The sequence below is a fragment of the uncultured Methanobrevibacter sp. genome, assembly GCF_937906425.1.
In the GTDB taxonomy this organism is placed as follows: Archaea; Methanobacteriota; Methanobacteria; order Methanobacteriales; family Methanobacteriaceae; genus Methanobrevibacter.
Genome location: NZ_CALCYR010000117.1, coordinates 1 through 6,751, shown reverse-complemented (window position 1 = coordinate 6,751; position 6,751 = coordinate 1). Strand labels below are relative to the sequence as shown.

Sequence of the window (6,751 nt, the reverse complement as noted above, 5' to 3'; positions counted from 1 at the left end):
TAAAAAAATTAAATGAATTAAATAATTTTATTCTTTAAAAGAAATTAAATGAATTAAATAATTTTAATTTTTTAAAGAAATTAAATGATTTAATAGTTTTAATTTTTTAAAAACAAAAAAACTAAATAATTTCTTTTTAAATTAATAAAAAATAATATTAATTACTTATAATCCTTAATGGAATCTATTAAATCTCCCATCTCTTGCATTAATTGTTTTATCTCTTCTGAAGACTTATTTTCACTGTCACTTATATTTAAAATCAATTCTTCAGTCAATTGATCTACCTTTTCTATAATTGCCTCTAGATTGTTAATCCTATTGTTTAATTCCGCTTCCACATTGGGGCTCATATTCTCTATCAAATCAAGTATGCTTGTTGCAGATTCTACCTGCTTATAGAATTGTATTCTGCAATTGTCAATTTCATTCATAAACCTATAATAAGTCATTTGAGGTGGTTGGAAACGTTTTACTATCAATTCCTTTACATTAAATTCCTTTTCTTCATATTTGTCCTTTAATTCATTTATTTTTATACGATAATTACGTAGATTAGCCTCATTAATTGAGGATTCACCCTTTATATGACCTACCCTAACTCCACAATTAGGACAGAATTGATTGTCTGGGAATAATTTAAACCCGCAGTTAATACAGTAATTATATTTTTTCATTTTTAAAACCCTTATGAATCAATAGTATTTTTAAAAATATCTATTATTAATATATTTTAGTCTATTTAAAGATATATATTTTATAATATAAAAATTAATTCAAGAAAAGTCCATTTAGAAAGTATGAATTTCTTAATTTAGAGAATAAAAAGTCTTATTAATTGATTTTAAAATTAAAAAAATCATTATAGTTATTAATTAAAAAGAATAAAATAATTATTGTTATAATTAAATAAGGATTATAATTTAAATGATATATTAGAAAATTTAAAATTATTGTTGTTAAATTAAAATAACTGTTATAATTTAATAAGAAAAATATTCTAGTTAAATTAAAAAACAATCATAATTTTGATTAAAATTGATTAGGAGATAAATAAATGACTAAAAAATATGGTGATAGGACATTGGAAATCCATGCAGGTCAAGAGGAAGCAGATCCTGCAACTGGTGCAAGAGCTGTACCTATTTATATGACCAGTTCATATGTATTTGAAGATGCACAATATGCAGCAGACCTTTTTGCACTTAAAGTTCCTGGAAACATTTATACAAGATTAAATAACCCTACAAGTGATGTTTTTGAAAAAAGGATGGCAGCCATTGAAGGAGGAGTAGGTGCATTGGCACAGGCCAGCGGTATGGCAGCAATCACTCTTGCCATTTTAAACATTGCTCAAGCCGGAGATGAAATCGTATCAGGTGACAACCTTTATGGCGGAACTTACAATCTTTTCAGAACCACATTAAAGAAATTTGGAATTACAGTTAATTTTGTGGATTCCCAGGATTTGAAAGCTTTTGAAGCTGCAATTACTGACAAGACAAAGGCAATTTATTGTGAATCAATCGGAAACCCTAAACTTGATGTTCCTGACTTTGAAAAACTCTCTGAAATTGCTCATAAAAATGACATTCCTTTGATTGTCGACAATACTTCAGCAGCAGGCATGGTAAAGCCTATAGAACATGGTGCAGACATTGTTGTTCATTCAGCTACCAAGATCATTGGAGGACATGGTACCTCTCTTGGCGGATGTATTGTAGATTCAGGTAATTTCGATTGGACAAATGGCAAGTTCCCTGAGTTTACAGAACCTGATGAAAGTTATCATGGATTGATTTATACAGAAAGCTTTGGAAATGCTGCATACATTACAAAGGCACGTGTACAGATGATGAGAGATTTAGGTACATGTATAAGTCCATTCAATTCATTCATGTTGCTTCAAGGACTTGAAACCCTTTCATTAAGAGTTAAGCAACATTGTGAAAACGCTTTGGAAGTTGCTAAATTCCTTGACAATCATGAATTGGTCTCTTGGGTAAACTATCCTGGTCTTGAAGACAATCCAAACCATGAAATTGCTAAAAAGTATCTTGATGGAAAATACGGTTGCGTACTTGGATTTGGTATTAAGGGCGGAATTGAGGAAGGAAAGAAATTCATTGAAAATGTGGAACTCTTATCCCACCTTGCCAATATCTGTGACGCTAAAACATTGGTTGTACACCCTGCAAGTACTACACATTCCAATTTAACTCCAGAAGAACAGGAAACCACTGGAGTAAGTCCAGACTTTATTAGAATGTCTGTTGGAATTGAAAATGTGGAAGACATAATTGCTGACATTGATCAGGCATTAAAAAAAGCAGTTGAATAATTAATTAAACAATGTAATTTAAATAAAATAAGTTAAAGAGGTAAAACCTCTTTATTTTTTCTTTTTTTAAATAAAAATTTAAATTTATTATCTTTTTTAAATAAAATTATGAATTTATTTTCTTTTTTAAAATAATGAAAATTCTCTTTTTGTAATAAATAAAATGAAATATTAAAATTTTTTATTTCTTTTTAGAATAAATCCTCACCGGTGTATAAGTTTTCTTCGGAATATATTCTAATAAGAGTGTCTACAGTGTCATCATACATAAGTCTAAAACCTATAGCACCACCAAATTTACTTTCAAGATTATTTAATGCATGATTAGCTCCAGGACTGCAATTATTTATTACATACCACATTCCATGAGGAGTGTAAATAAATAATTCCCCATAACCGTCCTTAGCTCCGTTTTTAAAACCGTCTGCAGGATCATAAATTTTAGTGGAATGAATTGCCAATCTGCTTAGGTCCTGTTTAGGTTGTGTACCCTTATTTTTAAATAACATTGTAAGCCAATTTAAAGTTTGGTCCTTTAATTGAACTTTTTTAATAGGATCAGCCATTTTATTTTCAATATTTTCCCATTTTTTAGCTACAGTTTTTTCAATTCCAAGTATTTCCTCTACTTTAGCTACATCCTTTTCAAAACATCTGTATCCTTCTGGCCTTCCTGTTACCTTAATATTTCCTTCTACAAAGTCCATTCTTTTAAATCTTCTCATATAAGGTTTGACCTTTTCAAACTCCTCATCCGGAATTTTTTGATTTAATCCGTATAAATAGCCATATTCAGAAGCATCATAGCATTTGGTTTCCATTTTTAATTCTTTATCTTCTGCCATAATATCACTTTCTTAATATTACTATTTACAAATTAATTTATATATTTATTGGCATATATTCAAACAATTATTTAATTCAAAAATACATGATAAAATTTTAATTAAATAAGCTTTAATTGGACTAATTCAAAAATACATGATAAAATTCCCTTAAATCTTTATAATCATTTATTAATATAATAAATTCTTTTAAAAGTTTATCAAAGATTTCCATACTGTCGTCTAAAGAATTTACTTCATCCAATACACAGATATCTACCCAATTCCAATTCGGTATTTCATAATCCTGATAAAACTCTAAAGAGTATTTTCCTTCTGGAAAATATTTCTTTAAAAGTTCTAATGAGCTATTTATTAACTCTACAGAACCTTCCTTGTCTTTAATAAACTCTTCTATTTCTTTAGGGTGTACAATATTAAACTCTTCACTTATTCCAAGTTTATAATTTATGGAAGGATTTTTTATACCTGCTGAAAAATTTTCTTTAAATTTTCTTTCCTTTACTCTAAAACTCATTTTATAATCCTTCCAATATTTTTATTAGTTTTTTTGATTCTTCTTGTGATTTATTAACTATAATATTTTGAAAATTCTCTTCATAATCTGCTGTATTTCTATATTTTCTTAAAATTATTAATTTTCTACCTATTTCGTTATGATCTTTTTCATAAGAAGTTATAAAAAATTTTATTAAAGTGTTATGGGAATCAAATTTAACTAAAGGTTTCTTATTTTCAGCTTCATAGTAATCTCTTGCAGTTAAAAAACAAGCATAATAATATCTTCCTACTGCAGACCTTTGAAATTCTTCTTTTTTAGAGTATTTTCTTAAATGTTCACCTACATTCCACAAGTCTGACCATTTGAATTTCATTTAATCATCTCGCTTATGTTTTTTAACACCTCCCTAAAATCATTAACTCTTTGATAATCTATTGTTTTTAGCAATATATAAATATTTTTGTTTTATTTAGTAAATAAATTACAATTTGAAAGCAATATCTCAAAAAAATAGTGAATTATAAGTTAAATAGTAAAAAAAGGTAAACTATACATTAAAAATGGTAAACTTTTCAGAAAAAAGAATTAAATTTAATAAAAGTTTTAAAAAAATAGTAAAATTTTTAAAAAAATCCTTTAAAAAAGAATTAAATTTAAATTAAAATTTTAAAAAATAGTAAAAAATTAAAAAAAGAATTAAAATTAAAAAGTTAAAAAAAATAGTAAAATGAAAAAAATCCTTTAAAAAAGAATTAAAATTAAATAAAAAAAATAAAAAATCCTTATAAAAGAATTTAAAAATAAAATAATGAGTTAAAAACTATTTTAACTCACTGCCACAATGTTTACAATACTTGTCTCTAAATCCAATGAACTTGCCGCAATTAGGGCAAGACAAATCATTTATGTCAAAGGACAATATTCCATTAACAGTTTTTCTTACCTCATTTTCAGTTTCATAATAAGAAATTCTAAGTCTTAAACTGCTTTTGGAAATATTGGCTATCAAGTAATCTATCTTCTCATCCCTTTCAAGGTTTTCAGGAATTTGAATGTCCCTTACTATCCTTTCATAGACATAATCGTTTTCAGACAGCTTTTCACGGATTTCATTAACATAAGCTTCAATCTTGTCCAGCTTATAGTCAATTTGATCCATTGACTTTGTTTGGGCAAGATAGCTTATCTTGGAATCCCTTCTTATGCACCCTTCAGGAAATACCACTTGTTCCTCAAGCAATTTAAATCTTGTAAAGTCCAATTCATCAAGCTTTTTATACTTGTCAAGATTGGATTCGATTGCCTTTATTTCATCATAGATTCTCAGTCTTGAATTATTGTAAACAATATCATCAATGATCAAATCCTTTGAGCTGTAATCCTTGCTCTTAAGGCAAGAGACAAACCTGAAGATATAATCATCCAAGTCATTCAATTCCCCCTTAAGGGCAATCTTGTCCTTTGCAATATCTATCTTATTGTCGATTTGTTCCCTTGTGAAATTTATTGCAAGGCTGCGGATCTTGGTTTCTTTTGAAACGCCCTTTTTGGAGAAATCATATAACTTGAAGAGTTCCTCTAAAAACTCATCATCAAGTGAGGAAAGCATATCCCTAATCTCAAAGGTTTCAAGGGCCTCGCTGATTGCATATTCAAGCTCTTCAACATCCAAGTTTTTAAGAAGATAATCGATTTTCTCATCCTTGATCAGTGCCAGGTTCAAGTCGCCATACTTGTTGAATAGATAGCTGAATGGCTCAACATCCATCTCATCCAGTTGTTTTCGAAGCCTGGACTTTTCAACTATCTCATCCACTTTGCTTTTCAGCTCATCAATCTCATAGTTTGAGATAAGGTAATTGATTTGTTTGGCTTTAGTATCATCCTTAAGCTCCAATGAACTTGCCAATAGTGAGAAATTCTCCTTATCAAGCTTTTTCAACTCATCCTTGAAAGCAATCTTCTCCTTGATGCGGGAAATTCTCTCTTCTATCATTTCATAGGAATAGTTTAGGGATATATATTCAATAGTCTCCTTCTTGCTTAAATCATCATTCCTAGAGTCCAAATCATCAATCAAAAGCTCATATTCAGACTTTTTAAGAGCGGAAACTGACTTTTTAATTGAATTTCTGGAATTTATTGAATCAAGGTGATTGAGTATATATTCCTCATCATTGCTGATTATTGCATATATTACCTTTTCATATTTGTATTGAAGCTCATCATCCATATCAAGACATGAAAGAAGCTCCTCAAAAACATCCTTTGGAAGGGAATTTAATTTTTTGTAGAGATCTTCTTTTTCCCTTGCAAGAGCTATTCCATACTTTAGGCTTGAAACGGAGATTTCATTTTCCAAGTATTCAATGCGTGAGCTTCTGCTTGAACACTCCCTTGGAAGCTTGAAGTTTACATAAAGGAATTTTACTGTATAATCATCCAAGTCATCAAGAGACTTAAGGAATTCCATGCTTTCATAAGCCTCATCAAGTGAGAGAACAATGTCCTTCTTATCATAGCATTTAAGCACATAGTCAATGTCTTGCTTGGTGGAACCTAAGATTGAATAGAATGCTTTCAAGGTTTCAGGACTTGTTGAATTGAGTTTTTCATACAATTCATCATCATTAATTACATCATAAAGCTTCTTTCCACATTCAACGCAATGCTCTGCATCGGAGTTGACAAAAACTTTATCACAATTATAACAAATCTTGTTCATTTTATCCCCCTATAAATTTATTTAATTAAAATTATATCATCATAGAATTTAAAGTTTTTTAAAAAAACCCAATATGTATATTATTTTTCTTTAAACAATTTAATGAATTAAAATTAAATTAAATTAAATAAATAAAATTTATATTTTATTCTCTAATTTAGCTTAAACAATTTAAAATTTAATTAATAATTTAATCTCTAATTTGCCTTAAACAATTTAAATTAAATTAATTTTTATTTTAAATTATTCAATAAATAATTACAGGCATAGTATTTAAAGCTTTTTAAAATTTATATAGAAATGTTCATAATTTTTTTAAGATTATTTTAAAATTAATT

6 protein-coding genes are annotated in these 6,751 nt (G+C 28.0%); 1 reads left to right on the top strand and 5 read right to left on the bottom strand.

Annotated features, from left to right (window positions below):
* Positions 1-161: 161 nt before the first annotated feature.
* Positions 162-677: a zinc ribbon domain-containing protein gene (locus Q0138_RS03060; protein ID WP_297980763.1), complete on the bottom strand. Its 516-nt coding sequence runs from the start codon at positions 675-677 to the stop codon at positions 162-164.
* Positions 678-1,057: 380 nt separating this feature from the next.
* Here Q0138_RS03060 and Q0138_RS03055 point away from each other — a divergent pair, with 380 nt between their 5' ends.
* Positions 1,058-2,341 (top strand): O-acetylhomoserine aminocarboxypropyltransferase/cysteine synthase family protein, encoded by a 1,284-nt coding sequence (locus Q0138_RS03055; RefSeq protein WP_297980761.1) that lies wholly within the window; start codon positions 1,058-1,060, stop codon positions 2,339-2,341.
* A 191-nt stretch (positions 2,342-2,532) separates the two neighbouring features.
* Here Q0138_RS03055 and Q0138_RS03050 read toward each other — a convergent pair whose 3' ends face one another.
* From Q0138_RS03050 to Q0138_RS03035, 4 genes are all read right to left on the bottom strand, one after another.
* Positions 2,533-3,186 carry a hypothetical protein gene (locus tag Q0138_RS03050; RefSeq protein ID WP_297980759.1) on the bottom strand — a complete coding sequence of 218 codons (654 nt, stop codon included), beginning with the start codon at positions 3,184-3,186 and terminating at the stop codon, positions 2,533-2,535.
* A 121-nt stretch (positions 3,187-3,307) separates the two neighbouring features.
* Positions 3,308-3,703: a hypothetical protein gene (locus tag Q0138_RS03045; protein WP_297980757.1), complete on the bottom strand. Its 396-nt coding sequence runs from the start codon at positions 3,701-3,703 to the stop codon at positions 3,308-3,310.
* A 1-nt stretch (position 3,704) separates the two neighbouring features.
* Positions 3,705-4,061 carry a HEPN domain-containing protein gene (locus Q0138_RS03040; protein ID WP_297980754.1) on the bottom strand — a complete coding sequence of 119 codons (357 nt, stop codon included), beginning with the start codon at positions 4,059-4,061 and terminating at the stop codon, positions 3,705-3,707.
* Between the two features lie 447 nt (positions 4,062-4,508).
* The gene (locus Q0138_RS03035) at positions 4,509-6,413 is read right to left on the bottom strand and encodes a zinc ribbon domain-containing protein (protein ID WP_297980750.1); all 1,905 of its coding nucleotides are present in this window, start codon (positions 6,411-6,413) and stop codon (positions 4,509-4,511) included.
* Positions 6,414-6,751: the final 338 nt, after the last annotated feature.